This window comes from Streptomyces adelaidensis (genome assembly GCF_016598475.1).
GTDB lineage: Bacteria > Actinomycetota > Actinomycetes > Streptomycetales > Streptomycetaceae > Streptomyces > Streptomyces adelaidensis.
Genome location: NZ_JAEMUX010000010.1, coordinates 118009 through 144004, shown reverse-complemented (window position 1 = coordinate 144004; position 25996 = coordinate 118009). Strand labels below are relative to the sequence as shown.

General features: G+C 70.5%; 26 protein-coding genes. 12 read left to right on the top strand and 14 right to left on the bottom strand.

What is annotated here, in order from left to right:
• Window positions 1-79 precede the first annotated feature (79 nt).
• A complete protein-coding gene (locus tag I8N67_RS08385) occupies window positions 80-796 on the bottom strand; it encodes a PH domain-containing protein (protein WP_200301957.1) in 717 nt (238 codons plus the stop codon).
• A 123-nt stretch (window positions 797-919) separates the two neighbouring features.
• Here I8N67_RS08385 and deoC point away from each other — a divergent pair, with 123 nt between their 5' ends.
• Genes deoC through I8N67_RS08370 form a run of 3 tightly spaced genes read left to right on the top strand, consistent with a single transcriptional unit; the run spans window position 920 to window position 4234 of the window.
• Window positions 920-1873, top strand: a complete 954-nt coding sequence (gene deoC, locus I8N67_RS08380; protein WP_200301995.1) for a deoxyribose-phosphate aldolase — start codon at window positions 920-922, stop codon at window positions 1871-1873.
• A gap of 5 nt (window positions 1874-1878) precedes the next feature.
• Window positions 1879-3315, top strand: coding sequence for an aldehyde dehydrogenase family protein (locus tag I8N67_RS08375; RefSeq protein ID WP_200301956.1), 1437 nt, complete (start codon window positions 1879-1881; stop codon window positions 3313-3315).
• Entirely contained in the window at window positions 3308-4234 is a 927-nt protein-coding gene (locus tag I8N67_RS08370) for an aldehyde dehydrogenase family protein (protein WP_200301955.1), read from the top strand. Before I8N67_RS08375 ends, I8N67_RS08370 begins: the two co-directional genes overlap by 8 nt.
• A 32-nt stretch (window positions 4235-4266) precedes the next feature.
• Here I8N67_RS08370 and I8N67_RS08365 read toward each other — a convergent pair whose 3' ends face one another.
• Complete coding sequence (locus I8N67_RS08365) at window positions 4267-4677, bottom strand: hypothetical protein (protein WP_200301954.1); 411 nt, start codon at window positions 4675-4677, stop codon at window positions 4267-4269.
• A gap of 140 nt (window positions 4678-4817) precedes the next feature.
• Between I8N67_RS08365 and I8N67_RS08360 the strand changes: the two genes are divergently transcribed.
• Window positions 4818-5447, top strand: coding sequence for a uridine kinase family protein (locus tag I8N67_RS08360; RefSeq protein WP_200301953.1), 630 nt, complete (start codon window positions 4818-4820; stop codon window positions 5445-5447).
• 241 nt (window positions 5448-5688) lie between these two features.
• Here the strand turns inward: I8N67_RS08360 and I8N67_RS08355 are convergent, their stop codons facing one another.
• The gene (locus I8N67_RS08355; protein WP_200301952.1) at window positions 5689-6492 is read right to left on the bottom strand and encodes a SigE family RNA polymerase sigma factor; all 804 of its coding nucleotides are present in this window, start codon (window positions 6490-6492) and stop codon (window positions 5689-5691) included.
• Between the two features lie 239 nt (window positions 6493-6731).
• On the opposite strand from I8N67_RS08355, the gene afsQ1 reads away from it, so the two are divergent.
• The 5 genes from afsQ1 to I8N67_RS08330 all read left to right on the top strand — a co-directional run bounded on the left by afsQ1 (window position 6732) and on the right by I8N67_RS08330 (window position 10818).
• Entirely contained in the window at window positions 6732-7409 is a 678-nt protein-coding gene (afsQ1, locus tag I8N67_RS08350; protein WP_200301951.1) for a two-component system response regulator AfsQ1, read from the top strand.
• 115 nt (window positions 7410-7524) lie between these two features.
• Window positions 7525-9066, top strand: coding sequence for an ATP-binding protein (locus tag I8N67_RS08345; RefSeq protein ID WP_372443667.1), 1542 nt, complete (start codon window positions 7525-7527; stop codon window positions 9064-9066).
• A 56-nt stretch (window positions 9067-9122) separates the two neighbouring features.
• Window positions 9123-9740 (top strand): hypothetical protein, encoded by a 618-nt coding sequence (locus I8N67_RS08340; RefSeq protein ID WP_200301994.1) that lies wholly within the window; start codon window positions 9123-9125, stop codon window positions 9738-9740.
• A gap of 223 nt (window positions 9741-9963) precedes the next feature.
• Complete coding sequence (locus tag I8N67_RS08335; RefSeq protein WP_200301949.1) at window positions 9964-10518, top strand: VanZ family protein; 555 nt, start codon at window positions 9964-9966, stop codon at window positions 10516-10518.
• Window positions 10519-10617: 99 nt separating this feature from the next.
• The gene (locus tag I8N67_RS08330; protein WP_200301948.1) at window positions 10618-10818 is read left to right on the top strand and encodes a PspC domain-containing protein; all 201 of its coding nucleotides are present in this window, start codon (window positions 10618-10620) and stop codon (window positions 10816-10818) included.
• A 166-nt stretch (window positions 10819-10984) separates the two neighbouring features.
• Here the strand turns inward: I8N67_RS08330 and I8N67_RS08325 are convergent, their stop codons facing one another.
• Both I8N67_RS08325 and I8N67_RS08320 read right to left on the bottom strand, forming a co-directional pair.
• Window positions 10985-11362, bottom strand: coding sequence for an ATP-binding protein (locus I8N67_RS08325; protein ID WP_200301947.1), 378 nt, complete (start codon window positions 11360-11362; stop codon window positions 10985-10987).
• Between the two features lie 132 nt (window positions 11363-11494).
• Window positions 11495-12670, bottom strand: a complete 1176-nt coding sequence (locus tag I8N67_RS08320; protein ID WP_200301946.1) for an adenosine deaminase — start codon at window positions 12668-12670, stop codon at window positions 11495-11497.
• A gap of 113 nt (window positions 12671-12783) precedes the next feature.
• Between I8N67_RS08320 and I8N67_RS08315 the strand changes: the two genes are divergently transcribed.
• On the top strand, window positions 12784-13554 hold the full coding sequence (locus tag I8N67_RS08315) for a prolyl oligopeptidase family serine peptidase (RefSeq protein WP_200301945.1): 771 nt from the start codon (window positions 12784-12786) through the stop codon (window positions 13552-13554).
• A 78-nt stretch (window positions 13555-13632) separates the two neighbouring features.
• On the opposite strand, the gene I8N67_RS08310 is transcribed toward I8N67_RS08315, so the two are convergent.
• On the bottom strand, window positions 13633-14676 hold the full coding sequence (locus tag I8N67_RS08310) for a LysR family transcriptional regulator (protein ID WP_372443666.1): 1044 nt from the start codon (window positions 14674-14676) through the stop codon (window positions 13633-13635).
• A 63-nt stretch (window positions 14677-14739) separates the two neighbouring features.
• On the opposite strand from I8N67_RS08310, the gene I8N67_RS08305 reads away from it, so the two are divergent.
• Both I8N67_RS08305 and I8N67_RS08300 read left to right on the top strand, forming a co-directional pair.
• Window positions 14740-16047, top strand: a complete 1308-nt coding sequence (locus I8N67_RS08305) for an MFS transporter (protein WP_200301944.1) — start codon at window positions 14740-14742, stop codon at window positions 16045-16047.
• Window positions 16048-16200: 153 nt separating this feature from the next.
• Window positions 16201-17211: a sigma-70 family RNA polymerase sigma factor gene (locus I8N67_RS08300; RefSeq protein WP_200301943.1), complete on the top strand. Its 1011-nt coding sequence runs from the start codon at window positions 16201-16203 to the stop codon at window positions 17209-17211.
• Here the strand turns inward: I8N67_RS08300 and I8N67_RS08295 are convergent.
• The 8 genes from I8N67_RS08295 to I8N67_RS08260 form a co-directional block, all read right to left on the bottom strand.
• A complete protein-coding gene (locus I8N67_RS08295; RefSeq protein ID WP_200301942.1) occupies window positions 17104-17490 on the bottom strand; it encodes an STAS domain-containing protein in 387 nt (128 codons plus the stop codon). The genes I8N67_RS08300 and I8N67_RS08295 overlap by 108 nt on opposite strands.
• A gap of 29 nt (window positions 17491-17519) precedes the next feature.
• Window positions 17520-18803 (bottom strand): thymidine phosphorylase, encoded by a 1284-nt coding sequence (locus tag I8N67_RS08290; protein WP_200301992.1) that lies wholly within the window; start codon window positions 18801-18803, stop codon window positions 17520-17522.
• Between the two features lie 78 nt (window positions 18804-18881).
• A complete protein-coding gene (locus tag I8N67_RS08285; RefSeq protein WP_307835183.1) occupies window positions 18882-19289 on the bottom strand; it encodes a cytidine deaminase in 408 nt (135 codons plus the stop codon).
• Window positions 19286-20551, bottom strand: a complete 1266-nt coding sequence (locus I8N67_RS08280) for an ABC transporter permease (RefSeq protein WP_200301941.1) — start codon at window positions 20549-20551, stop codon at window positions 19286-19288. The genes I8N67_RS08285 and I8N67_RS08280 overlap by 4 nt, the downstream gene beginning before the upstream one ends.
• The gene (locus I8N67_RS08275) at window positions 20548-21684 is read right to left on the bottom strand and encodes an ABC transporter permease (RefSeq protein WP_200301940.1); all 1137 of its coding nucleotides are present in this window, start codon (window positions 21682-21684) and stop codon (window positions 20548-20550) included. Before I8N67_RS08275 ends, I8N67_RS08280 begins: the two co-directional genes overlap by 4 nt.
• Window positions 21684-23240, bottom strand: a complete 1557-nt coding sequence (locus I8N67_RS08270; RefSeq protein WP_200301990.1) for an ABC transporter ATP-binding protein — start codon at window positions 23238-23240, stop codon at window positions 21684-21686. Before I8N67_RS08270 ends, I8N67_RS08275 begins: the two co-directional genes overlap by 1 nt.
• Window positions 23241-23548: 308 nt before the next feature.
• Complete coding sequence (locus I8N67_RS08265) at window positions 23549-24601, bottom strand: BMP family lipoprotein (RefSeq protein ID WP_200301939.1); 1053 nt, start codon at window positions 24599-24601, stop codon at window positions 23549-23551.
• A gap of 326 nt (window positions 24602-24927) precedes the next feature.
• On the bottom strand, window positions 24928-25983 hold the full coding sequence (locus I8N67_RS08260; RefSeq protein ID WP_200301938.1) for a BMP family lipoprotein: 1056 nt from the start codon (window positions 25981-25983) through the stop codon (window positions 24928-24930).
• Window positions 25984-25996 lie beyond the last annotated feature (13 nt).

The window sequence follows — 25996 nt, the reverse complement described above, 5'->3', positions numbered from 1 at the left end:
GTTGTCGTTCGTACGACCGTACGGCCTGCACCCAGGAAAGTTCTCAAGCGGCGGCTGCCCTCACAGGACGGCGCCCGCCTCAGCCCAGCGCGATCAGTACCGCCAGCAGTACGGCCCCCGCGGCCGCCGGCCCCATGACCTCCCAGGCCCACCGCACACTCGGCTCCCCCTGCGAGCCGGTCGCCTTGGCCCGCGCCTCGCGCAGCTCCCGCAGATCGGCCATGACCTGATCGGTCTCGGCGCGCACGGGGGACGCGTCGACCAAGGAGGTACGGCCGCTGCTGTCCCCCTTGGCCACGGCATGAGCCTGCCGGGCCTGCCGTCGGGCGGCCTTCTTGCGAGCGCGCAGCGAGACGGGAACGGCCCAGAGCTGGTACTTGGCGCCGGCCTCGTCGATCACCTCGTTGGAGAACCCCGACCGCAACGAGACGACGGCGGCCCAGGGCAGGTCGATCACCCGGAACGGGTTCCGCACCCGCAGCCGGTCGTCATTGGCGAAGACGGCGGGCCGCACCGAGAAGGCGACCACCAACGGCACGGCGAGCAACAACGAGGCCAACGCCAGCCAGGGCGTACGCCCCTCCCCCGAGACCACCGCGTCCCCGCCGAGCCACCCCAGGACGCCGAGCAGCAGCACCCCGCCCACCAGCCCGAAGGGCGACCGGTAGACCCGGTCCTTGTACACGGGCTTGACTGCTTTGGGGCTCTCCGAGGGCACTGATGCCTGAGAGGCCTCCGAGGGCTTCCCAGACGACGGCTGCTGGGCGGGCGACGACGGTCGATCCGGGGTGGTCATGTTTCCGATTCTGCACGACACCGGGAAACGGGACCCGTCCCCCACCCCCTTCCACGAGCCCATCCCATAAACCCGCCAGGGCTGTACACCCGCTACGCGCGTAGATATGCTCGTCTGGTGACCATGTCCACAGCTGCACCCCACGCTCTCGCCGACGTCACCGCGTCCGACAGCACGCTGCGCCGCTTCCTCCACGGGCTGCCCGGCGTAGACGCGGTCGGCCTGGAGGCGCGTGCCGCCTCCCTCGGCACTCGTTCCATCAAGACGACCGCCAAGGCGTACGCCATCGACCTGGCCATCTCCATGGTCGACCTGACGACGCTGGAAGGCGCGGACACCCCGGGCAAGGTCCGGGCGCTCGGCGCCAAGGCGGTCCGCCCCGACCCGACCGACCGGACGGCCCCGGCCACGGCCGCGGTCTGCGTCTACCCCGACATGGTGGCCACCGCCAAGGCGGCCGTGGCCGGGTCCCCGGTCAAGGTCGCCTCGGTCGCCACCGCCTTCCCGGCCGGCCGCGCGCCCCTCGCTGTGAAGCTGGCCGACGTCCGCGAGGCCGTCGCGGCCGGCGCCGACGAGATCGACATGGTCATCGACCGGGGCGCGTTCCTCGCGGGCGACTATCTCAAGGTCCACGACGAGATCGTCGCCGTGAAGGAGGCCTGCGGAACGGCCGCCCGCCTCAAGGTCATCTTCGAGACGGGCGAGCTCTCGACGTACGACAACATCCGCCGCGCCAGCTGGCTCGGCATGCTGGCGGGCGCGGACTTCATCAAGACCTCGACCGGCAAGGTCGCGGTGAACGCCACCCCCGCCAACACCCTCCTCATGCTGGAAGCCGTCCGCGACTTCCGTGCCCAGACCGGCGTCCAGATCGGCGTGAAGCCCGCCGGCGGCATCCGTACCACCAAGGACGCGATCAAGTTCCTGGTGGTGGTCAACGAGACCGTCGGCGAGGACTGGCTGGACAACCACTGGTTCCGCTTCGGCGCGTCCTCGCTCCTCAACGACCTGCTGATGCAGCGCCAGAAGCTGGCCACCGGCCGCTACTCCGGCCCCGACTACGTGACGGTGGACTGATCCCCATGGCATCCGCATTCGAATACGCCCCGGCCCCCGAGTCCCGCGCGATCGTCGACATCGCGCCCTCGTACGGCCTGTTCATCGACGGCGAGTTCACCGAGGCGGCCGACGGCAGGGTCTTCAAGACCGTGAGCCCCGCCTCCGAAGAGGTCCTCTCGGAGATCGCCCAGGCGGGCGAGGCCGACGTCGACCGCGCGGTGCTGGCCGCCCGCAAGGCCTTCGAGAAGTGGTCGGCGCTGCCCGGCGCGGAGCGCGCGAAGTACCTGTTCCGCATCGCCCGCATCGTCCAGGAGCGCTCCCGCGAGCTGGCCGTCCTCGAAACCCTCGACAACGGCAAGCCCATCAAGGAGACCCGCGACGCCGACCTCCCCCTGGTCGCCGCGCACTTCTTCTACTACGCGGGCTGGGCCGACAAGCTCGACCACGCGGGCTTCGGCGCGAACCCCAGGCCCCTCGGTGTGGCCGGCCAGGTCATCCCCTGGAACTTCCCCCTCCTGATGCTGGCCTGGAAGATCGCCCCGGCGCTGGCGACCGGCAACACGGTCGTGCTCAAGCCCGCCGAGACGACCCCCCTCTCCGCCCTCTTCTTCGCGGACATCTGCCGCCAGGCGGGCCTCCCGAAGGGCGTCGTCAACATCCTCCCCGGCTACGGGGACACGGGCGCGGCCCTGGTCGCGCACCCGGACGTCAACAAGGTCGCCTTCACGGGCTCCACGGCCGTCGGAAAGGAGATCGCGAAGACGGTCGCGGGCAGCCGCAAGAAGCTCACCCTCGAACTGGGCGGCAAGGGCGCGAACATCGTCTTCGACGACGCCCCGATCGACCAGGCCGTCGAGGGCATCGTGAACGGCATCTTCTTCAACCAGGGCCAGGTCTGCTGCGCGGGCTCCCGCCTCCTGGTCCAGGAGTCGGTCCAGGACGAGCTGCTGGACTCACTGAAGCGGCGGCTCTCCACCCTCCGCCTCGGCGACCCCCTCGACAAGAACACGGACATCGGCGCGATCAACTCCGAGGAGCAGCTCACGCGCATCACCTCGCTCGTCGAGCGGGGCGAGTCGGAGGGCGCCGAGCGCTGGTCCCCCGCCTGCGAACTGCCCTCCGCCGGCTACTGGTTCGCCCCCACGCTCTTCACGAACGTCACCCAGGCGCACACCGTCGCCCGCGACGAGATCTTCGGCCCGGTCCTGTCGGTCCTGACCTTCCGCACCCCGGACGAGGCCGTCGCCAAGGCCAACAACACCCCGTACGGCCTCTCGGCGGGCATCTGGACCGAGAAGGGTTCCCGGATCCTGGCCGTGGCGAACAAGCTGCGCGCGGGTGTCGTCTGGTCCAACACGTTCAACAAGTTCGACCCGGCCTCGCCGTTCGGCGGGTACAAGGAGTCGGGCTTCGGCCGCGAGGGCGGCCGCCACGGCCTGGAGGCGTACCTCGATGTCTGACAAGTCCGAGCAGCAGCGTCTGAGTGTCTTCAAGACCTACAAGCTGTACGTCGGCGGGAAGTTCCCGCGTTCCGAGAGCGGCCGGGTGTACGAGGTGACGACGAGGACATCAGCCGCCGGCGCGGCGGGCAAGGACAAGTGGCTGGCGAACGCGCCGCTCTCCTCCCGCAAGGACGCCCGTGACGCGGTCGTCGCCGCCCGCAAGGCGTTCGGCGGCTGGTCCGGCGCGACGGCGTACAACCGGGGCCAGATCCTCTACCGGGTCGCGGAGATGCTGGAGGGCCGCAAGAGCCAGTTCGTGCACGAGGTCGCCGACGCCGAGGGCCTGTCGAAGTCGAAGGCCGCCGCCCAGGTGGAGGCGACGATCGACCGCTGGGTCTGGTACGCGGGCTGGACCGACAAGATCGCCCAGGTGGTCGGCGGCCCAAACCCGGTCGCGGGCCCGTACTTCAACATCTCCTCCCCCGAGCCGACGGGCGTGGTCGCGGTCCTGGCCCCCCAGGAGTCCTCCTTCCTGGGCCTGGTCTCGGTCCTCGCCCCGGTGATCGCCACGGGCAACACGGCGGTCGTGATCGCGAGCGAGCGGTCCCCCCTCCCGGCCCTCTCCCTCGGCGAGGTCCTCGCCACCTCCGACGTGCCCGGCGGTGTCGTCAACGTCCTCTCCGGCCGTACGGCGGAGATCGCGGCCCCCCTCGCCGCCCACCAGGACGTCAACGCGATCGACCTGGCCGGCGCGGACGACGTCCTGGCGAAGGAACTGGAGATCGCCGCGGCCGACAACCTCAAGCGCGTCCTGCGTCCACAGCCTGTGGACGACTGGTCGGCGATGCCCGGCACCGACCGCATGACGGCGTTCCTGGAGACGAAGACGGTGTGGCACCCGACGGGTTCACTGGGCGCGTCGGGCTCGTCGTACTGACGAGCCGAGGAGCGCCCCCACCCGGGGCGCCCTCACCCCTTCAGTCCGCCCACCACCGGCCCCGCCACCGGAATGCTCCCGATCGACGGCGCCTGCGCCACCGGCCCCGTCAGAGCCGTCGACTTCAGCGGCTTGAAGTCGGCGAACTGTGTGCCCACCCCGTTGTCGAGAGGATCGACCCCGGTGCCCGCGAGCGGGTTGGGCTTGAGGCCCGCGACCGGCCCGGTGACGTACCCGACTGTGCCGGTCACGGTCTGCAGGCCGGCCTGCGGGTCGACCTTGCCCAACGACGTGGGCCGGGTGCGCGTCACGTCGACGACCGGGGCGGCGCCGTCCCCCGCCGCGGCGGTACCGGCGCCCGTGCCGAGTGCGACCCCCGCGGTGGTGACGGCCAGCAACGCGCGCCGGGCGGTGGAGTTCTGGGGAGCCGTGGGTCGAGCCATCAGCGGTGCCACCTTCTCCTGCTCAATCCTGCTGCGGAAAGTAATCATGGAGACACATACGGTAGTTGAGGTGTGATGTGCGCTCCAAGGGCGACCCGCCGACTCGGCGAGAGCGGCGCGATGCCTCACACTGGACTCTCGTGAGTTCGCATCCCCCGATACCGACCCGGGTCGTCCTGCTGTCCGGTCCCTCCGGCTCAGGCAAATCCCTCCTCGCCGCCCGCTCCGGCCTGCCCGTGCTGCGGCTCGACGACTTCTACAAGGAGGGCCTCGATCCGACGCTGCCGCAGGTGGAGGGCAGCACGGACATCGACTGGGACCATCCGCTGTCGTGGGACGCGGACACCGCCGTCGCCTCGATCGAGGAGCTGTGCCGTACGGGCCGTACGACCGTGCCGACGTACGACATCTCCCTCAGCGCCCGCACCGGCGCGGAGGCCCTGTCCATCGAGCGGACCCCGGTGTTCGTCGCGGAGGGCATCTTCGCCGCCGAGATCGTCGGGCGCTGCCGTGAACTCGGGGTCCTCGCCGACGCGCTGTGCCTGACCCGCGGCCCGGTCAGGACGTTCCGCCGCCGCTTCCTGCGCGATCTGAAGGAGGCCCGCAAGTCGGTGCCCTTCCTGCTGCGGCGCGGCTGGCGGCTGATGCGCCTGGAACGCTCGATCGTGGCCCGTCAGACGGAGTTGGGCGCCCACCCGTGCGACAAGGACGAGGCCCTTGGCCGCCTGGCGGCAGCCGCCGCGGGCCACTGCGCGAAGGCGACGGCGTAAAGAACGCCGTACGCGTGCGGAGGCAACCGTACCGACGCAACCGTACGAGTCCGGGCACAGACAAAAGCGGGACTGGACGGACCCCCCGGCCCTCCAGTCCCGCTTCCCCCGTGTTCCCCCGTCGCGGTCCCCCGTGGCCCCCGACAGTTTTCCCCCGGTGCCGCGACGGCGCTCCCCAGCGCCACCGCGACCTTTCCGCTCCCCCGTGTTCCCCCCGCTTACCTACTCCCCCCACAGACCTTCAGGCGACAAGCTCCCCGAAGGACTCCTCCTCGTCACGGCCGAAGCTGAGGACCTCGTCCTCGCGCAGCCGGCGGAGCGACCGCCAGATGCTGGACTTCACCGTGCCGACACTGATGTCGAGGATCTCCGCGATCTCCGGGTCGGTGCGGCCCTCGTAGTAACGCAGGACCAGCATCGTCCGCTGGAGTTCGGGGAGCCGGGCGAGCGCCTGCCACAGGACGGCGCGCAGCTCGGTGCCGCGCATCGCGTCCGTGTCGCCGGCCGTCTCCGGCAGCTCCTCGGTCGGGTACTCGTTCAGCTTGCGGCGGCGCCACGCGCTGATGTGCAGGTTGGTCATGGTGCGGCGGAGGTAGCCCCCGACCGCGGCCTTGTCACTGATCCGCTCCCAGGCCCGGTAGGTCGAGAACAGCGCGCTCTGCAGCAGGTCCTCGGCCTCGAAGCGGTCACCGGTCAGGTGGTAGGCGGTTGCGTACAGGGAGGCACGACGCTCCTGGACGTAGGCGGTGAACTCCGCCTCCGACACAGACCGGCGTTCCCCCGTGCCCTCCCCGTACGCGGTCCCCGTTGCCCCCGATCCCCCGTGGGCGACCCCCGTGTTGCTTCCCCCCACATGTGCGTCAACCACCGACATGTACGTGGTGTGCTGACGCCCGGTGCCGCGAGCGCACCCCCGCCCTCCCCCACGCTCGGCTGCGCTCGCGCGGGAGGGACCCCCATCGGCACCGGACTTCTCCGTGCTCCGGATGACGTCATGGAGACGCGTGACAACTGCGCCAGTGCTGTTGCCGTGCAGCGTGTTCATCTCGCGCCCCCCGTCGTGGAGTTCCGGTTCTTGCCTGTGCCGAGAAGATTGCCCGTTCACCTTCATGGCCGTGTCCGCCGACTGTCACAGACCTGTCACAGGGGACGGGCCCAGTCGGGGCACAGGTTGATCACAGAGAAGAGTCGTACGGCTACGCGATCGGCACGATCCTGTGCGGGTGATGGGTGGGAGCGCTCCAACGGTCGATTCGGCGCCATGCCATGGGCCAGAATGAGCCCGTGCCTTCCCTGTTGCTGATCGAGGACGACGACGCCATCCGCACGGCCCTGGAGCTCTCACTGACGCGCCAGGGGCACCGTGTCGCCACCGCCGCCACCGGCGAGGATGGTCTCAAGCTGCTGCGCGAACAGCGGCCGGATTTGATCGTTTTGGATGTGATGCTGCCTGGCATCGACGGCTTCGAGGTGTGCCGGCGCATCCGGCGCACCGACCAGCTGCCGATCATCCTGCTGACCGCGCGCAGCGACGACATCGACGTCGTCGTGGGCCTGGAGTCCGGGGCCGACGACTATGTGGTCAAGCCCGTACAGGGGCGCGTGCTGGACGCCCGTATCCGCGCGGTCCTGCGGCGCGGCGAGCGCGAGGCCAACGACGCGGCGACCTACGGCAGTCTGGTGATCGACCGTGCGGCGATGACCGTGACGAAGAACGGCGAGGACCTCCAGCTGACGCCCACCGAGCTGCGGCTGCTCCTGGAGCTGAGCCGGCGCCCCGGCCAGGCCCTGTCCCGGCAACAGCTGCTGCGTCTGGTCTGGGAGCACGACTACCTCGGCGACTCCCGGCTGGTGGACGCGTGCGTGCAGCGGCTGCGCGCCAAGGTCGAGGACGTACCGTCGTCGCCGACCCTGATCCGTACCGTGCGCGGCGTGGGGTACCGGCTGGACGTCCCTTCGTGAGCGAGGCACACGCGGGCGGCGAAGGCGACGGAGAAGGCAGCGGAGAAGGTAGCGGTCGGACACTGTGACGAAGGCTCGAGGGGGGATCCGCGGCTGGTCCGCGGCTCGTAGGAAAGTGCAGTCCCGGATCCGTTTCACCAGTCTGCGGCTGCGTCTGGTCGTCGTCTTCGGGCTGGTGGCGCTCACCGCCGCCGTGTCGGCGTCCGGGATCGCGTACTGGCTCAACCGCGAGGCCGTTCTGACGCGCGCGCAGGACGCGGCGCTCGACGACTTCGAGCGGGAGATGCAGAGCCACGCGAGCACCCTGCGCCCGAACCCGACGCAGGACCAACTGCGCGTCACGGCCCGGCAGATGGCCGACGGCGGCCAGCGCTTCAGCGTGCTGCTCATCGCCGAGGACGCCGACGGCGGCACGCTGTACGGCGCGTCGACCGACAGCTCGCTGAACGGCTTCGCCCTGGAGGACGTGCCCGAGTCCCTCCAGAAGGCCGTCAACAAGCGGCAGAAGCTCACCTCCGGCAACCAGCACGCGTACCACCTGTACTGGCAGCGGATCATCGACGGCGACACCCCCTACCTGGTGGGCGGCGCGAAGATGATCGGCGGCGGCCCGACGGGCTACATGCGCAAGTCGCTGGAGCCGGAGGCGAAGGACCTCAACTCGCTCGCCTGGTCGCTCGGTATCGCGACGGGTCTCGCGCTGATCGGCTCGGCGCTGCTCGCGCAGGCCGCCGCGACGACCGTGCTGAAGCCGGTGCAGCGCCTCGGGGTGGCGGCCCGGCGCCTGGGCGAGGGCAAGCTCGACACCCGGCTGCGCGTCTCCGGCACGGACGAACTGGCCGATCTCTCCCGGACGTTCAATTTGGCGGCGGAGTCCCTGGAGAAGAAGGTCGACGACATGAGCGCCCGCGAGGAGGCGTCCCGCCGCTTCGTCGCCGACATGTCCCATGAGCTCCGTACGCCGCTGACGGCGATCACCGCCGTCACGGAGGTGCTGGAGGAGGAGCTGGACGCCGACACGGGCAGCCTCGACCCCATGATCGAACCGGCCGTTCGGCTCGTCGTCAGCGAGACGCGCCGCCTCAACAACCTGGTCGAGAACCTGATGGAGGTCACCCGCTTCGACGCGGGCACGGCCCGACTGGTGCTCGACAACGTGGACATCGCCGACCAGATCACCGCCTGCATCGACGCCCGCGCGTGGCTGGACGCGGTGGACCTGGACGCCGAGCGCGGCCTCATGGCCAACCTCGACCCGCGCCGCCTGGACGTGATCATGGCCAACCTGATCGGCAACGCGCTCAAGCACGGCGGTTCGCCGGTGCGGGTGTCGGTGCGCGAGGAGGGCGAGGACCTGCTGATCGAGGTCCAGGACCACGGCCCGGGTATCCCCGAGGACGTCCTCCCGCATGTCTTCGACCGCTTCTACAAGGCGAGCGCCTCCCGCCCGCGCTCCGAGGGCAGCGGCCTCGGCCTGTCCATCGCCCTGGAGAACGCCCACATCCACGGCGGTCGGATCAGCGCCGCCAACGCCCCGAAGGGCGGTGCGGTGTTCACCCTCCGCCTGCCCCGCGACGCCGCCTCACTGATCGAGGAGGAGCGGGCCGACGACGAGGACACCGACGGCCCGCAGGGCACCGAGGGGGACGGCCAGTGACGATACGACGAGACATACGAACACGGGACGGCCGCGCGCCGCGGGGCGAGCGAGCACTGCCGGGCGGGCGGGGTGTACGGGTCCTGGCGGCGACCGGGGTGCTGGCCGGGCTGCTCGCCGGCTGCGGCATCCGGGCCACGCAGGTGCCGACGGACTTCGGTCCCGCGCCCTCGATGGTCCCCTGCGAGTTGTCGGTGTCGGACATCGCGACCCAGGCCACCCCGTCCGGCGTTCCCGTCGAGGTGTTCCTGCTCTGCTCAGGAGCGCTTGTGCGGGTGAACCGCTCGGTGGAGGTGGCCGAGGGCACCGAGGAGCCGCGGCGGCGCGTCGTGGTGGCACAGGGCCTCCTGGACGCCCTGGCCGGGAACCCGTCCGACGTCGAGGACGAGGCCGGCTACGACACCGCGGTACCGTCCGGCCTGACGGTGACCGGGCCCCGCCCCGGCGACCCCGAGGACGCCCTCCGCCTGTCCACGGCCCCCGACGCCCTCCCCAAGTACGCCCTCGCCCAGATCGTCTGCACCTTCGCCGACTCGGCGGCCGCCGGCGACAACGGCTCGGTGGTCCTGGGCGGCACGAGCGCCGCCACCCTGCGCCGCTACGAGTGCACCCCGGACGTCCAGTCCTCCCCCGGCACGAGCACACCCCCGTCGACAGAGGTCGAGGGCTCCTGAAGCAGGAGCACCACCCGATCCGGCGCCCCATTGCCTGGGCAACCCCGGAAGAGCAGGCGAGTGAGCCGAAGGGGCGCGCCGGTGTCGAGACGGCGAACGCGCGGAGGCCCGAAGGGTCGAGCACGATCGCCGTCTCGACACCGGCACAAGCGCCCCGGAGGCGAACCGCGCCCAAAAAAGGGAGAGCGGAACCGATTGTGTCGGGGCTCGCGTCTTGGGGGGCGTGCAGCGTCAAGGTACGAACGGCGGTAGCGCCGGGATCCGTGTCCGTGCGGCGGGGGGTGTCCTCCTCGCCGTACATCTCGCGGTCGTTGCCTGGATCACGCTGCGTCCATTGGATGTCACCTGGATGAGTCCCGCGAATCTGCGGCCGTTCGCGGGGATCAGAGCGGATCTGGCCCTGGGGTGGCCGGAGGCGGCTCACCGGATCGGTGCGGGGCTCGCGCTGCTGGCGCCGCTGGGCGTACTGCTGCCGATGGTGCACGGCAGGCTGGCCGGGTCGCCGCTGGCCTCGCTGGCCCGTTCGGTCGCGGCCGGGGCGCTGCTGTCGCTGGCCATCGAGCTGTTGCAGACCGGGGTGCCCGGTCAGGTGGTCGACATCGACTCGATCCTGCTGAACACGGTCGGCGTGGGCCTCGCGCATCTCGCGGTCGTGCCGTTGGTCAGGTCGGTGCTGCGGCGCAGGGCGGAGACCCGGGTGCGGGCGGCGGGTCTGCGCCCCGAGGAACTGTCTCAGGGTCGGACCCCGACGATTCCCAGGGTCGGGATGGCTCCATAGAGGGACGCTTCGTCCGCTTCGTCACCGTAGCGTCGAAGGTGTGGAAATGAGCGCGGCGGCCAAGGGAAGGCCCCGCCCCACGCCGACGAAGGAGTCCCCATGAGCCGCCTTGCCCGCCCCAGCGAAGGCCGGATGATCGGCGGAGTGTGCGCAGCGCTGGCGCGGCGCTTCGGCACCTCCGCGACCACGATGCGCGTGATCTTCCTGGTGTCGTGTCTGCTGCCGGGCCCGCAGTTCCTGCTCTACATAGCCCTTTGGATCCTGTTCCCCTCGGAGGACAAGGCCCGCACGGCTTGGTGACACGCGCCCGGACCGACGGCACGACCGACGGCACGACCGACGGCACGTTCGACGGCACGATCGGCCGTGGTACCGGCCGTACGACCGGTCGTCGCGTACGCCGATGGGGCGCACCCCTCCGCAGGGGTGCGCCCCATCCAGGTCCGTACGGGCGGAGCCGTCCGGTTCAGGCGCCGACGCCACCGCCGAGCGGCAGGCCGTTCACGCCGAGGCCCTTGGCGGGGAGGGTCTTGCCGACGGGGAGGCCGCCGAGCAGTCCGGCGCCGGGGGCGGCCGGCCCCTCGGCGAGGACGTTGGCGGCGGGCTGCGCGGCCTCCAGGCCGGCACCGAGCGCGCTCTGGCCCTGGGTGACGGTGCCGAGGGCGCCCGGCAGCGCCTTCGAAACGTTCTCCACGGGCAGCGCCTGGGTGACGGTGCCCAGGGCCTGGGAGGCCTCGGGGGCGCTCGGTGCGCTCGGAGCGGCGTTGGCGGCGCCCGCGCCCGCAGCGGCGAGGGCGGCACCGACGACGGCGACACCGAGGGTCTTGGCAGCAGACTGCTTCATGTTGAATGCGTCCTTGAATGCGTTTGACGGGTGGTGAGCGGTGCCGAAACGTAAACACCAAAGTCCCGCCGGAGGCAAACATCGAAAAACGGCCGCGTCACCTTCCGCGTAACCACTTCCCGACACCGCCGTTCAGGCCTGTTCGTCGACAGAACCGCTGGTGGAAGCCGTCTGCCGGAACAGCCATTCGGATTTCAACTCGGCGTAGCCGGGCTTGATCACGTCATTGATCATGGCCAGTCGTTCATCGAAAGGAATGAATGCTGACTTCATAGCATTGACCGAGAACCACTGCATGTCGTCGAGCGTGTAGCCGAAGGCCTCGACAAGGTGCTCGAATTCGCGACTCATATCGGTGTGGGACATCAGCCGGTTGTCGGTGTTCACGGTGACCCGGAAGTGCAGCCGCCGCAGCAGCCCGATGGGGTGCTCGGCGTACGAACGGGCGGCGCCGGTCTGGAGGTTGGAGCTGGGGCAGAGTTCCAGCGGGATGCGCTTGTCGCGGACGTAGGAGGCGAGGCGGCCGAGCTTCACCGAGCCGTCGTCCTGGACCTGGATGTCGTCGATGATGCGTACGCCGTGGCCGAGCCGGTCGGCTCCGCACCACTGGAGGGCCTGCCAGATGGAGGGGAGGCCGAAGGCCTCGCCGGCGTGGATGGTGAAGTGGTTGTTCTCGCGCTTGAGGTACTCGAAGGCGTCGAGGTGCCGGGTGGGCGGGTAGCCGGCTTCTGCGCCCGCGATGTCGAAGCCGACGACACCGCCGCCCGACAGGTCGCGGTAGCGGTTGGCGAGTTCGGCGATCTCCAGGGAGCGGGCCGCGTGGCGCATGGCCGTGAGCAGGGCGCCGACACGGATGCGGTTGCCTGCGGCCCTGGCTCGCCGTTCGCCCTCCCGGAAGCCCTCGTTGACGGCCTCGACGACCTCTTCGAGGCTGAGCCCGCCGCCCAGGTGCTGCTCGGGGGCGTAGCGGACCTCGGCGTAGACGACGCCGTCCGCGGCGAGGTCCTCGGCGCACTCGGCGGCGACGCGGAGGAGCGCGTCGCGGGTCTGCATGACGCCGACTGTGTGGGAGAAGGTCTCCAGGTACCGCTCCAGCGAACCGGAGTCGGCGGACTCGCGGAACCAGACGCCGAGCCGGTCGGGGTCGGCCTCGGGGAGTTGGGGGGTGTAGCCCGAGATGTGGGCGAGCTCGACGATCGTGGCGGGGCGCAGGCCCCCGTCGAGGTGGTCGTGCAGCAGAACCTTGGGCGCCCGGCGGATCTGGTCCGAGTCCGGGGTGTTACCGGTCGGGTCGGTCTGGTTCGTCATTTTCGCACGATAACGCCTACGCGCGTAGAGCGCCTGTCGGGCGGTTCCGTCGATACCCAACGGTGACCCACAGGACGGGTGGCGTACACCATGACTTCTGACACTGTTCTGTCATGGCGCAGCAAGCAATGCCGGTCCGTACGCCCCGACTTGGGCGGGCGATCGGCCCTGAGCCGGGCACCGTCGGCGGAGTCGTTCTGCTGCTCCCGGCCGGTGACGAGGCATCCACCCGCAGACCCTCCCCCATGATGGCCGCGGCCTCCGTGCTCACCCTCGGCCGCCGGCTCGCCCGAGCGGGCCGTACGGAGGGCCTGGCCACGCATGTCGTGCACTACCGCTACCGGGGCTGGAACGGCACGGAGGCAGGACTCGCGCGGGACGCGGAGTGGGCCGTGGACGAGGTGGTGCGGCGCCATGGCGATGTGCCGGTCTGTCTCGTCGGGCTCCACATGGGTGCGCGGGCGGCGCTGCACGCCGGGGGGCACGACGCCGTCAACTCCGTATTGGCGATCGCCCCGTGGCTGCCCGAGGAGGATGTGGCCGCGCCGCCCGAACCGGTGAAACAGCTGTCGGGGCGGCGGGTGCTGATCGTGCACGGCACGAACGACGAGCGGGTGGATCCCGAGTTGTCGTTCCGGTTCGCGGCGCGGGCGAAGAAGACGAACCCCGATATCTGCCGGTTCGAGGTGCACGCGGATCGGCATGGGTTGCAGCAGTACCGCGACGAGGTGCACGCGTTGGCTTCGGACTTCGTGATGGGGGTGTTGTTCGGGCGGGCGTTCTCGCGGCCGGTGGAGGACGCGTTGGCGGCTCCGCCGCCGTTGGGGTTGCGTATGCCTCTTGCCTCCGGCTTCGGGGTGGCTCGCTCGCGTCAGGGTGGCTGAGGTTGTGTAGCGGCTGTGGGTCGGTGGAGGCTTGTCGCGCAGTTCCGCGCGCCCCTGAAGCCAAGGCGGCGGCGCAGGTCAGTCGTGGAGGAGCCGGCCTCGCCTTGACAGCAGGAACTTCTTGAAGGCTGCCACCGGGGGTGTGTCCGGATGGCCGTCGAGCCAGGCGACGCCGATTTCCCGGGCCGCTCGTGGGGCGGTGACCGTCAGTTCCACGACACCCGGTCTCGGGACGGCCGGGGGCGGGAGCAGAGCCACGCCCAGGCCTGCCGCCACGAGGCCTCGTAGGGTCTCGGCCTCCTCGCCCTCGAAGGCGATACGGGGTTTGAAGCCGGCCTCCTTGCAGAGGTCGTCGGTGATGCGGCGCATGCCGTAGCCGGGTTCGAGGGTGACGAAGGTTTCGTCGGCGGCCTCGGCGAGGCGGACGCGTTTGCGGGCCGCGAGGCGGTGCTCGGCGGGGACGACGAGGCGGAGTTTCTGCTCGTCCAGGCGGCGGGCCACGAGGTCGGGGGCGTCCGGGACGGGGGACGTGAGACAGAGGTCGAGTTCGCCGGCGCGCAGGCGTTCGAGCATGGCCTCGCCGTAGTTCTGGACGAGGCTGAAGCGGACGCGGGGGTGTTCGGTGCGGAAGGCCTGGAGGAGGCCGGGGACGGTCTCGGCGCCCATGGTGTGCAGGAAGCCGAAGGCGACCTTGCCGGTGGCGGGGTCGGCGTCGGCGCGCACCTCGTCGGCGGCGCGCTCGATCTCGGCGAGGGCGCGTTCGACGGAGGCGTGGAAGGTGCGCCCGGCGGGAGTGAGGGAGACCGTGCGGCCCCGGCGGGCGAACAGGTCGACACCCAGGTCCTGTTCGAGCCGGACCATCGCCCGCGACAGGGTGGACTGCGGGACCTGCATCTCCTGCGCGGCCCGGGTGACGTGCTCGGTGCGGGCGACGCCGGCGAAGTAGGCGAGGCGGGGCGCGAGGCGCAGGACGATGTCCTCGATGTCCTCGAAGGTGTCGGTGTTCTCGATGCGCCGGGGGCGCTCGACGCGCTCGATACCTTCGGCCCGCTCGGTGCGTTCGATGTCTTCTGTGTCACCGGACGGTGACAGACGCGGCTCTGACCTCTGCTGATGCATCACGGGAACGATTATGGGGGTTCCGTGCATTGGACGGATGAGTGGCGTCGTACGTAATTTCGAGGCATGCCTTCCGCCAGTACCGAGGCGCCCACCACCGTGGGCGCCGTATCAGCCATCGCCCCGTCCGCGTCCCCGTCCGCGTCCCCGTCCGCGTCCGCCGTCGATTCCCGTGTGGCCCCCGGGGGCCCCGGCTACCGCCGGATGAGTCTGGCGCTGTTCCTCGCCGGTGTCGCGACCTTCGCCCTCCTCTACTCCACGCAGGCTCTGCTGCCGCTGATCTCGGACGGCTTCGGGAGCACGGCGAGCGCGGCGAGCTGGACGGTGTCGGCGGCGACCGGGGCGCTGGCGCTGTTCGTGCTGCCGATGAGCGCGCTGTCGGAGCGGTTCGGGCGGCGTACGTTGATGACGGCGTCGCTGGCTGTCGCGGTCACGGTGGGGCTGCTGATCCCCTTCGCGCCGTCGCTGGGCGCGCTGGTCGTGCTGCGGGCCGTGCAGGGCGCCGCGCTGGCCGGGGTGCCGGCCTCGGCCACCGCCTACCTCGCCGAGGAGGTCCGGCCCAAGGCCCTCATCACCGCGATCGGTCTGTTCGTCGCCGGCAACAGTGTCGGCGGCATGAGCGGGCGGGTCGTCACCGGATGGGTCGCGCAGGAGTGGGGCTGGCGGGTGGCGCTGGGTGTGCTCGGGCTGATCGCGGTGGGCTGCGCGGTGGCCTTCCGGCTGCTGCTGCCCGCGCCGAAGCACTTCGTGAGCGGCTCGCCGCGGCCCGCGGTGCTGGCCCGCACGGTCCGCACGCATCTCGCCAACCCGCTGCTGCGCCGCCTGTACGCCATCGGCGCGCTCTTCATGACCGTCTTCGGCGCCGTCTACACCGTCATCGGCTACCGCCTGACCGAGGCCCCCTTCTCCCTCCCGCAGGGCGTCATCGGCTCGATCTTCCTCGTCTACCTGGTCGGTACGGTCTCGGCGTCCACCGCCGGACGGCTGGTGGGGCGCCTGGGGCGTCGCGGTGCGCTGTACCTCGCGGGCGGTACGACCACCGCCGGTCTGCTGGTCTCCCTCTCCGACTCCCTCGTACTGGTACTGCTGGGCCTCGTGCTCATCACCGCGGGCTTCTTCGCCGGCCACGCGGTCGCCTCGTCGGCGGTCAGCCACACGGCCCGGGAGGGCCGGGCGCAGGCATCCGCGCTGTACCAGTCCGCGTACTACGTGGGGTCCAGCGCGGGCAGCACGCTGGGTGCGGTCGCCTTCCACGCGGGCGGCTGGGCCGGGACCGTCTCACTGGGGCTGCTGGCGGTCGTGGGTGTCGTGTCCATCACCGTCCTGGGCACACGCGCGGCCCGCGCCGAGCGCAGGGTCACGGCGGCGTACTGAGACGACCGGTACCCCACCCGGGAGCTGGGCCGGATGGGGTTGACCTGCGCTTTCCTCTCTTCGAGGAGCCAGTGTCAGTGGGCTGCGGTAGCTTCCGAGGTGTTGGTGCGCGAAGGTGCGCGCGACCGGATGAGCCACAGGGGTGGGTTGGCCATGAGTGACGGTACGGCGACGGCGACAGCGGAGCTGGACGTGCGGTTGGAGAAGCACCGGGTCGAGCTGACCGGGTACTGCTACCGGATGCTGGGCTCGTCCTTCGAGGCGGAGGACGCCGTGCAGGACACGATGATCCGGGCCTGGCGGAGCTACGAGAAGTTCGAGGGACGGTCGTCGCTGAGATCGTGGCTGTACCGGATCGCCACGAACGTGTGCCTGGACATGCTGACCGCGGGGAACAAGAGGGCCCGTCCGATGGATCTCACCGAGTCCACCCCCCTCGCGCAAGCCGCCCTCGCACCGCGCCCCGACAACACCTGGCTGGAGCCGGTGCCGGACGCTCGGGTGCTGCCGTCGACCGCCGACCCGGCGGAGGCGGCCGTGGCGAAGGAGTCCGTGCGGCTGGCCTTCGTCGCCGCGCTGCAGAAGCTGCCCTCGAAGCAGCGCGCGGTGCTCATTCTGCGCGAGGTGCTGGCCTGGAAGGCCAGTGAGGTCGCCGAGCTGCTGGACACCTCGGTCGCCTCGGTGAACAGCGCGTTGCAGCGGGCCCGCGCGACCCTCGCGGTGAGCGACGGGCACGCGGCGGCGGCCGAGGTGTCCGACCCGCTCGACGAGGAGCAGCAGAAGCTCCTGGACCGCTATGTCGCCGCGTTCGAGGGGTACGACATGGCGGCGCTGACGGCCCTGCTGCACGAGGACGCGGTCATGACGATGCCGCCGTTCGACCTGTGGCTGACCGGGACGAGCGACATCACCGGGTTCATGACCACGCTCGGCGCGCCCTGTGCGGGGTCGCACCTCGTGCCGGTCGCGGTGAACGGCCTGCCGGGCTTCGCGCAGTACAAGCCGGACCCGGAGAAGGGCGGCTTCAGCGCGTGGGCCGTGCAGGTGCTGGAGATCTCAGCGGGCCGGATCGCCGGGTTCCACTGCTTCCTCGACACCGCCCGCTGGTTCCCCCTCTTCGGCCTGCCCCTCCACATCGAAGGCAAGCCCGACGAGACCCAGTAGCGCGCGGAGCGCCGGGTCGGGGTCCCGGAGCCGTATCCGGCCGCCGGCCCGTCTCGCCGTGAGCTGGAGCCGGGCCAGTGCGTCGATGACGCCCAGGCCCGGCGGCCCGATCCCGGCGACGTCGCACACCACGATGCCGCCCCCGGCCCCCTCCAGATGCGCGCGCACCTCGTCACAGAGCCGAGGCACCTCGTCCCGGGTGACGGGGCCTGGCAGTACGAGTACGGCGGGTGTCGTCGCGTCCACGATCGGTAGACCAGGCACGGCCCCGGAACTCATCGCGGAGGGCGACGGCGCCCGACGTGGGGTCAGGCGATCCGGTCCAGCACGATCGGGTTCGCGGTGAAGGGCGTGCCCGGGGCCGCGATGTCGAAGGAGCCGGTCACGGCCTCCAGGGCGTACTCGAAGCGCTCGGGGGTGTCCGTGTGGAGGGTCAGCAGCGGCTGGCCCTCGGTCACCGTGTCGCCCGGCTTGGCGTGCATCTCGACGCCCGCGGCGGCCTGCACCGGGTCCTCCTTGCGGGCGCGGCCGGCGCCGAGGCGCCAGGCGGCGAGGCCGATGTCGTACGCGTCGAGGCGGGTCAGGACGCCGGAGGCGCCCGCCTTCACCACGTGCTGCTCGCGGGAGGTCGGGAGCGGCGCGTCCGGGTCGCCGCCCTGGGCCGCGATCATGCGGCGCCAGGTGTCCATCGCGGAGCCGTCGGCAAGGGTCTTCGCCGGGTCGGCGTCCTTCACGCCGGCCCCGTCGAGCATCTCGCGGGCCAGGGCGATGGTGAGCTCCACGACGTCCGCGGGGCCGCCGCCCGCGAGGACCTCGACCGACTCGCGGACCTCAAGGGCGTTGCCCGCCGTCAGGCCGAGCGGGGTCGCCATGTCCGTCAGCAGGGCGACGGTCTTCACGCCGTGGTCGGTGCCCAGGCCGACCATCGTGGAGGCCAGCTCGCGGGCGTCCTCGATGGTCTTCATGAAGGCGCCCGTGCCCACCTTCACGTCCAGGACCAGCGAGCCGGTCCCCTCGGCGATCTTCTTCGACATGATCGAGGAGGCGATGAGCGGGATCGCCTCCACCGTGCCCGTCACGTCGCGCAGCGCGTAGAGCTTCTTGTCCGCCGGGGCCAGGCCGTCGCCCGCAGCGCAGATCACCGCGCCGACGCCGTCCAGCACGGACAGCATCTCCTCGTTGGAGAGGAGCGCGCGCCAGCCCGGGATCGACTCCAGCTTGTCGAGGGTGCCGCCCGTGTGGCCGAGGCCCCGCCCGGAGAGCTGGGGGACGGCCGCGCCGCAGGCCGCCACCAGGGGTGCCAGCGGGAGCGTGATCTTGTCGCCGACGCCGCCCGTGGAGTGCTTGTCGGCGGTCGGGCGGGACAGGGACGAGAAGTCCATGCGCTCACCGGAGGCGATCATCGCGGCCGTCCAGCGGGAGATCTCCCGGCGGTCCATGCCGTTGAGGAGGATGGCCATGTTGAGGGCGGCCATCTGGTAGTCGGCGACCTCGCCGCGGGTGTAGGCGTCGATGACCCAGTCGATCTGTTCGTCGCTGAGCTCGCCGCGGTCGCGCTTGGTGCGGATGACGGAGATGGCGTCCATCGACATGGCCATGGCGTTCCTTCCAGGGTTGTGCGGGAAAGTGCGCGGCCCCCCTGAGCGCAACTCAGAGGGGCCGCACGGGAGTTACTTGGTGAGATGGTCCGGGCCGAAGGCCTGGGGCAGCATCTGCGAGAGGGGCAGGATGCCCGCCGGGGTCTCCAGGAGCAGGTCCGGGCCGCCGAACTCGTACAGCAGTTGCCGGCAGCGGCCGCACGGGACGAGGATCTCGCCGCGGCCGTCCACGCAGGTGAAGTGCGTGAGGCGGCCGCCGCCCGTGCGGTGCAGCTCCGAGACCAGCCCGCACTCGGCGCACAGGCCGAGGCCGTACGACGCGTTCTCGACGTTGCAGCCCGAGATCGTGCGGCCGTCGTCGACGAGGGCGGCGACGCCGACCGGGTAGCCCGAGTAGGGGGCGTACGCGTGGGACATGGCGTCCCGCGCGGCCGAGCGCAGCTCGTCCCAGTCGGCCTCGGCCAGTGCGCCGGCGGTCACTTGCCCTGTCCTTTCCGGTACGGCAGGCCGTCCGCCTTCGGCATCCGCAGCCGTTGCGCGGAGAGCGCGAGGACGATCAGCGTGATGACGTACGGCGTGGCGGAGACGACCTGGTTCGGGACCTCGTTGGTGACGGAGTACCAGGTGAGAAGCAGGGCGCCGATGACGAAGGTGATCGCGGCGGCGACGTACTTCTTGCGGACGGCCTGCCAGATCGCGCCGATGATCAGCAGCAGGGCGCCGAGCAGCAGCAGCGCGTGGACGTTCTCGGAGCCGCCGCGCAGGTTGAGGCTGTCGGTGTAGCCGAAGAGGCCGGCGCCGATGGCGAGGCCGCCCGGCATCCAGTTGCCGAAGATCATCGCGGCGAGACCGATGTAGCCGCGGCCGCCGGTCTGGCCCTCCAGGTAGAAGGGGTTGGCGACGATGGCGAGGAAGACGCCGCCGAGGCCGGCCAGACCGCCGGAGATGATCACGGCGAGGTACTTGTACTTGTAGACGTTGACGCCGAGGGACTCGGCGGCGACCGGGTTCTCACCGCAGGAGCGCAGTCGCAGACCGAAGGCGGTGCGCCACAGGATCCACCAGGTGGCGGGGATCAGCGCGACGGCGAGGAGGGTCAGCCAGGAGACGTCGGTGACCAGACCGCCGAGCAGGCCGGCGATGTCGGAGATGAAGAACCAGCCCTGGTCGTTGAGGTCGCGCAGTGCGTCGGAGAGTCCTGGGACCGTGAAGTCGCCGAGGGAGTCCACCGGCGGGGACTGTTTGGCCGAGCCGCCCTGGTGGCCCACGAAGGCGAGGGGGGCGAGGTAGCGGGTGGCGCCGAGGGCGAGGATGTTGATGGCCACACCGGAGACGATGTGGTTGACGTTGAAGGTGATGGTGACGAAGGCGTGCAGCAGGCCGCCGATCGCGCCGCCGGCGATGCCGACCAGGACACCGGTCCACGGGCCCCACTGGAAACCGGCCCAGGCGCCGAACCAGGTGCCGAGGATCATCATGCCTTCGAGGCCGATGTTGACCACGCCCGCGCGCTCGGCCCACAGACCGCCGAGACCGGCCAGGCCGATCGGGACGGCCAGCTCAAGCGCGGTGGACATCTGGCTGACGTTGGTGATGCCGTCGGCGCCGGTGATGATGCGGACGATCGAGGTCAGGGCCAGGACGCCGGCGATGACCAGCAGCAGCACGGGCAGCGACAGCTTGCGGCCGGTCGGGGCGGCCGGCTGCAGCGTGGGCTGGTTGACGTCGGTTGCGGTGGTCATCGGCCAGCCACCTCCTTCTTGACGTTGTTGTCGGCGGAGCCGTCGGCGCCGAGGACATGGCCCGCGGCGAGTTCGGCGCCGACCCGGCGCTGCTGGCGGCGCAGACCCCACTCGCGGACGGTCTCGTACGAGACGACGACCGAGAGCACGATCAGGCCCTGCATGATGACCGCGATCTCCTTGTCGTAGCCGTGGAAGTCCAGCTCCGGGGAGGCCTTGTCGAGCCAGGCCCACAGCAGGGCGGCGAAGGCGATGCCGACGGGGCTGTTGCGGCCGAGCAGGGCGATGCCGATACCGAGGAAGCCGATACCGGTGGGGAAGTTCAGGCTGTAGGTGTGGGTGTCGCCGAGCAGGATCGGCAGGCCGGCGAGGCCCGCGACGCCGCCGGAGAGCAGCATCGCGGTGAGCACCATGCGCCCCGGGTCGACGCCGCTGGCGGCTGCGGCCGACTCGGAGGCGCCGGAGGCGCGCAGGTCGAAGCCGAAGCGGGTGCGGCTGATGACGACCCAGTAGCCGATGCCGAGCAGCGCGGCGAGGACGACCAGGCCGTAGATCTCGCCGGCGTCGCCCATGTCGATGCCGGGCACCCAGCCGGACTCGGCCATCTCGCCGGTGGTGTTGTTGTTGCCGACCTTGACGCCGAAGACGTTCGGCAGCCAGAGGTAGCCGATGACGGAGGTCGCGATCGCGTTCAGCATGATCGAGGCGACGACCTCGCTGACGCCCCGGGTGACCTTGAGGACACCGACGATGCCGGCCCAGAAGGCGCCGGTGAGAATCGCGGTGAGCATCAGCAGCGGGATCTGGATGACCGCGGGCAGGTCGACGTGGGCGCCGACGATCGCGGTGATCATGGCGCCGAGCAGGTACTGGCCGTCGACACCGATGTTGAACAGGTTCATCCGGAAGCCGATGGCCACCGCGAGTGCCGCGATGTAGTACAGCGAGGCCTGGTTGATGATCCGGACCTGGATGTCGGAGAACGAGGCCTGCTCGAACATGAGCGTGAACGGCTCGATCGGGTTCTTGCCGGAGGCGAGCAGCACGATCGCGGTCAGGGCGAAGGCCACGGCGAGCGCGAGGACCGGTCCGGCCACCGCGAGGAGCACGCGCTCCCTGTCGAACTTCTTCATCAGCGGGCCTCGTCTTCCGGGGACTCGGGGGCCCCAGGGGTTTCTTCGTGTTCGAGGTGGCCGGTGACGGCCCCGGTCATGGCCGAGCCCAGCTCCTCGGGGGTGACGGTGGCCGGGTCGGCGTCGGCGACCAGCTTGCCGTTGTAGATCACCCGGAGGGTGTCGGACAGGCCGATCAGCTCGTCCAGGTCCGCGGAGATCAGCAGAACGGCGAGGCCGTCGCGGCGGGCCTCGCGGATCTGGTCCCAGATCTGGGCCTGCGCGCCGACGTCCACACCGCGGGTGGGGTGGGCGGCGATCAGGAAGCGCGGTTTGTGGCTCATCTCGCGGCCGACGATCAGCTTCTGCTGGTTGCCGCCGGACAGCGAGGCGGCGGTGACGTCGATGCCGGGGGTGCGGACGTCGTAGTCGGCGACGATCCGGCGGGTGTCCTCCTGGGCGGCCTTCGGGTCGAGCCAGACGCCCTTGGCGTTGGGCCGCTCGGTCACATGGCCGAGGATACGGTTCTCCCAGAGGGGGGCCTCCAGGAGCAGCCCGTGCCGGTGGCGGTCCTCGGGGATGTAGCCGACGCCCTGCTCGCGGCGCTTGCGGGTGGCCCAGCCGGTGATCTCGTCGTCGGCGAGCGAGATGGTGCCCGAGTCGGCGGACTTCAGGCCGATGAGGGCGTCGACCAGTTCGGTCTGGCCGTTGCCCTCGACGCCGGCCAGGCCCAGGACCTCGCCCGCGTGGATGGTGAAGGTGATGTCGTCGAGCAGCGCCTTGCCGCCGGCCGCCTCGAGACGGAGGTCCTTGACGGTGATGACGGGGCGGTCGGTGACCGTCGACTCGGCCGTCTCCGGGGTGGGCAGCTCGCTGCCGACCATCAGCTCGGCGAGCTGGCGCGAGGTGGTCTCGGCGGGGATCGCCGTGCCGACGGTCGTGCCGCGCCGGATGACGGTGATCTCGTCGGCGACGGAGAGCACCTCGCCCAGCTTGTGCGAGATGAAGATGACCGCGAGGCCCTGCGTCTTGAGCTCGCGCAGGTTGGCGAAGAGCGCGTCGACCTCCTGCGGCACCAGGACGGCGGTGGGCTCGTCCAGGATCAGGGTGCGGGCGCCGCGGTAGAGGACCTTGAGGATCTCCACGCGCTGGCGCTCGGCGACACCCAGCTCCTCGACCAGGACGTCGGGGCGCACCCCGAAGCCGTACCGGTCGGAGATCTCCTTGATCTTGCGGCGGGCCTTGGCGCCGATGCCGTACAGCTTCTCGCTGCCGAGGACCACGTTCTCCAGGACCGTGAGGTTGTCGGCGAGCATGAAGTGCTGGTGGACCATGCCGATGCCGCGCACGATGGCGTCGGCCGGGGACGAGAAGGAGACCTGCTCGCCGTCGACCTCGATGGTGCCCTCGTCCGGCTTCTGCATGCCGTAGAGGATCTTCATCAGGGTCGACTTGCCGGCGCCGTTCTCCCCGACGAGGGCGTGGACGGTGCCCTTGCGGACGGTGAGGTGGATGTCGTGGTTGGCCACCACGCCGGGGAATCGCTTGGTGATCCCGGCGAGTTCGACGGCGGTCACCGACTCGTTGACCGCCACGTCGGCCGGAGGGCTGCTGGACGCGTTGATGGCGCACTCTCCTGGGAAAGGGGGTCGTCTACGCGCGTAGCGCCCCTACGGCATCGAAAGCGGGCTACGCACCCAGCGGTGCCGGGGAAGTCGAAGGGCGTGGGCACGTACCTCGACTCCCCCGGGGCCGCTCGGACAACGGGGTACAGGGAGCGATACTCCCCGTACCCCGTTGAGCGCAGGTAACCCCGCGGTTACTGGCGACTCCGGAGGGGCCTGAACCTCCCCGGAGTCACCCGGCTGCTCGTGGTGTAGCTGGGTCAGCTGGTCTCGACCTTGATCTCACCGCTGATGATCTTCGCCTTGGCTGTGCTGATGGCCTTCTGGAGCTCGGTGTCATTCTTGAACTTCGGGTTGGACTCGGCGAGGCCGACCTCGCCCGTCTTCAAATCGCCCCTGACGATACCGGTCTCGGGCTTGCCGTCCTCGACCGACTTCGCCAGGTTGTACACCGCCTTGGCGACGTCCTTCGTCGCCGAGGTCAGGATGGAATCCCGGTACTTCGCGAGGGCTTCCTGCTTGTACTGGTCCGAGTCGACGCCGATCGCCCAGATCTGGTCGGTGTCGGCGGCCTCGATCACGCCCTGGCCGGACAGACCGGCCGCCGCGTAGATCACATCGGCCTTCTTCTCGATCTGGCCCTCGGCGGCCGTCTTGCCCTTGTCCGGGCTGGAGAAGCCGCCTTCCTCCGCCGTCTGGGTGAGGTACTGGGAGAGGACCGTGGCCTTCGGGTTGGTGTCCTTGACGCCCTGCTCGAAGCCCGCCTGGAACTTGTGGATCAGCGGGATGTCCACACCGCCGACGAAGCCGACGGTGTTCGTCCTGGTGGCCTTGGCGGCCGCGACACCCGCGAGGTAGGAGGCCTGCTCCTCGGAGAAGACCAGGTCCGCGACGTTCTCCAGCTGGACGGTGGAGTCGTCCACGATGCCGAAGGTGGTGTCCGGGTACTGCTCGGCGGCGGCCTTCACGGCCGTCGCGTACGCGTAGCCGACGCCGACGACCGGGTCGTAGCCCTGCTTGGCCAGGGAGACCAGGCGCTGCTCCTTGTCGGCGTCCGTCTCGCCCTCGGTGGGCTCGATGTCCTGGGTCTCGTACCTGAACTCCTTCTTGGCCTGCTCCAGGCCCGCGTACGCGGCGTCGTTGAAGGACTGGTCGCCCTTGCCGCCGACGTCGTAGGCGATGGCGAGGCCCTTGTCGCCCTCGGAGTCGGCGGCGGACGACGCCTCGGTCGAGGTGCCGCCGCAGGCGGAGAGGACGAGGGCGAGGGAGGCGGCCGCTGCGCCTGCGACCGCTGTACGGGAAACCCGGCGCATGTGTTGGTGCTCCTGTCGTACAAGCGCCGGGGGTACTGCCAGGTGGTGCTGCACAGCGTCGGCGCCTTATGGCTTTCGGCGAGGGTAACGCGCGTAGACCTGGCGGGAAAGGGCGGGGGACCACGTTGTTATGGGGCCGTGTTGCGGGGTGCGGCGGGGGTGGTGTGGGCGGGTGGGGGGTGAGCGTCGGGTGCGGGTTCGTTGTGGCTGGTCGCTCAGTTCCCCGCGCCCCTCAAAGCGGCGGCGCCGTTCCCACCGGGGGAAAAAGCGAAGCGGGCGGGGGTCCAGGGACACCCGCCCGCTTCACGGCACTCGGAGAGGTGGGACTACTCGGTCTTCACCTTGATCGTGCCGTCGATGATTTCCTTCTTGGCCTTGGCGACCGCGTCGGAGAGGCCGGCGATCTCGGACATCTCCGGGTTGGAGTCGGCGAGGCCCACGCCGTCGACCTTGAGGTCGAAGGTCTGGGTGCCGGTGAGGGGCTTGTCGTCCTCGACGGACTTGGCGAGGGCGTAGACCGCGCCGCCGACGTCCTTCAGGGCCGAGGTGAGGATGTACTCCTTGTAGGGGGCCAGGGCCTCCTGGTCGTACTGGTCGGAGTCGACGCCGATCGCCCAGACCTTGGCCTTGGCGGCGGCCTCGATGACACCCTGGCCGGAGAGACCGGCGGCCTGGTAGACGACGTCGGCGTTCTTCTCGATCTGGCCCTCGGCGGCGGCCTTGCCCTTGTCGGGGCTGGAGAAGCCGCCCTCTTCGGCCGTCTGGGTCAGGTACTGCGAGATGACCTTGACCTTGCCGCCGCTGGTGTCCTCGACGCCCTGCTTGTAGCCGGCCTCGAACTTGTGGATGAGCGGGATGTCCACACCGCCCACGAAGCCCACGGTGTTCGTCTTGGTGGCCTTGGCGGCCGCGACACCGGCGAGGTACGAGGCCTCCTGCTCGGCGAAGACGAGGGACGCCACGTTGTCGCCCTCGACGACCGAGTCGACGATGCCGAAGGAGACCTTCGGGTACTTCTTGGCGGCGGCTTCCATCGCGGGGCCGTAGGCGAAGCCGACTCCGATGACCGGGTTGTAGCCCTGCTTGGCCAGGGACTCCAGGCGCTGCTGCTTGTCCGCGTCCGTCTCGCCCTCGGTGGGCTCGATGTCCTGGGTCTCGTACCCGAACTCCTTCTTCGCCTTCTCCAGGCCCGCGTACGCGGCGTCGTTGAAGGACTGGTCGCCCTTGCCGCCGATGTCGTACGCGATCGCGAGGCCCTTCGCACCCTTCGTGGTCTCGCTGTCACTGCTGCTGTCGCTGCTGGTACCACCACAGGCCGTGGCGGCGAGCGCCAGCGACGCGACCCCCACCGCGACGCGGGTCAGTTTGGAAATCCGACGCATCTTGAAGTTCCCC